Here is a 1,796-nt window from a genome sequence, read left to right as displayed (position 1 = left end):
TCTCATCTCCACTCCTTGGCGGTTACGATGAGCCAGAAACCCTCTCTTATCAAATCTACTTAAACTGTCCCATTGGTGCTGACGTCAGACACTTGTAGCAGCAGCGCTTTCATGACAACCCTAAGCTATAACCTGACCCGGAGAATGTGATGCTTAGAATGATGGCCCTTCTTGCGCTGTTTGTGATCGCTGCTTGTGAAAGCAGAACTGAACGACTGACGCGGGAGTATCAGATCGGTGAAGAGTTAATGATCGACTGTCAGGAAAATGGGAAACGATGTCCTGAGTATCTCGATTTCAAAAAGCGATTTGAAGCAAGTTTTAACAACCTTACCACCTTTGAACGCAGTCTTGCGACCCACAAAGCGCGGATAGCACGGGGCGCTCCGGTCTGACTTCCGTTCGAGAAACTGACCACCTCGTCGCGACGCAGGTGCAGGCGTGGTTGGCACACTTGACTGCAACAAAGGTGCTATACGCAATTAATAAAGTAACGGTGCAATTTATGAAATTACGATTTGAATTGTGGCAAAATTAAATATTAAGTCTGATGTATTAATCTGATTGTTTCGCAAGTTTTAGTTATTTTTCTGTGCAAGTCACAATTTCGTCATTTTCTTTCGTTTCTATCGTATCCCTCAAATTACCATGGGTGGCGGGACTTGTGTAGACCACGAGGGAGAAGGATATGCCATCCAACGAAAGCGGAAATTTCCTTGAATACGTAAAATCATCCGGCGCTGGGGCGTCACGTCTTTACGCAGCGGATGCGGACAAGCAAACTGTAGGAAGTATAAGCGGTGATCTTATTTACATTGAAGAACCTGCCGCAGCCAGAGGCAGCAAAGGGCCGCCGACGGGAATTGGCGGTGGCGGTGGTGACACCGAAACAGTCACGGATACATATATAACTGGCCAGAACGACGGCATCGACGACAGCCTTCAATACAATATCGAAGTCCAGTTCGTCGGTGATTGGCCGGACCACTTGAAAGCGGTATTTATTGCGTCGGCAGATTATCTGGCTTCTCTGATAGCAGAGGATCTCGAAGATGCCGTGGACGGAAATGGAAACGTATACGACGATCTCGTCATTACTGCCGATCTGGACGCTATAGACGGTGTTGGCGGAGTGCTGGGTCAGGCCGGTCCGACCGGTTTGCGCTCTGACACGGGATTGCCGGCCGTGGGTGAGATGACGTTCGATGAAGCGGACGCGCAGGCCTACTATGACGCAGGACAGTTCGATGACATTGTTCTGCATGAAATGATGCATGTCATGGGTGTCGGTACACTCTGGGACTATTACGGTCTCGTTACGACTGTTGTGGATGACAACAACACCAAAAGGCCAAATGACGACACGGTGACCAGTCTCTACACCGGCGATGCCGCGAACTCAGAGTTCAATGTGAATTATCTTGCTGAAGATGATTTCCTTTTGGTGGAAACAGATGGAGGGACCGGTACTGCCGGCGGACATTGGGACGAAGAGACTTACTACGACGAGTTGATGACTGGCTATATCGGCTATCTCGCAGATGATGGAACGTATGACGATACTAGTTATCTGTCGGATTGGTCGGTCGCGTCGCTTGAAGATCTGGGCTACGTACTGACACCAGACGCATCCGGCATCGCTGACGACATAGCATTTGCTTGATAGCCTTCTCTAGCCCGTTTCGTTACGGGCTGGAGGAGTAACTGGACCTGTCCCATTTTTGTGCCGCCCCAAGTGCTCGTTTAGGCCACTTTCCGTTCGAATGCGACCGGACTTTTCCAACCCAATGCTGAGT

At 49.7% G+C, this 1,796-nt stretch carries 2 protein-coding genes; both read left to right on the top strand.

The features are described 5' to 3' along the window. Positions 1–149: 149 nt before the first annotated feature. The gene (locus ACR0CG_RS23760) at positions 150–395 is read left to right on the top strand and encodes a hypothetical protein (protein WP_170815627.1); all 246 of its coding nucleotides are present in this window, start codon (positions 150–152) and stop codon (positions 393–395) included. Positions 396–688: 293 nt separating this feature from the next. After that, positions 689–1,663 carry a leishmanolysin-related zinc metalloendopeptidase gene (locus tag ACR0CG_RS23755; protein WP_170815628.1) on the top strand — a complete coding sequence of 325 codons (975 nt, stop codon included), beginning with the start codon at positions 689–691 and terminating at the stop codon, positions 1,661–1,663. Positions 1,664–1,796: the final 133 nt, after the last annotated feature.

This window comes from Ruegeria sp. AB8 (genome assembly GCF_056542605.1).
This window is presented reverse-complemented; position numbering and strand designations above follow the sequence as displayed.

Coding starts and splice junctions, on each gene's coding strand:
- ACR0CG_RS23760 (WP_170815627.1), top strand. CDS start 150: ATGCTTAGAATGATGGCCCTTCTTGCGCTGTTTGTGATCGCTGCTTGT.
- ACR0CG_RS23755 (WP_170815628.1), top strand. CDS start 689: ATGCCATCCAACGAAAGCGGAAATTTCCTTGAATACGTAAAATCATCC.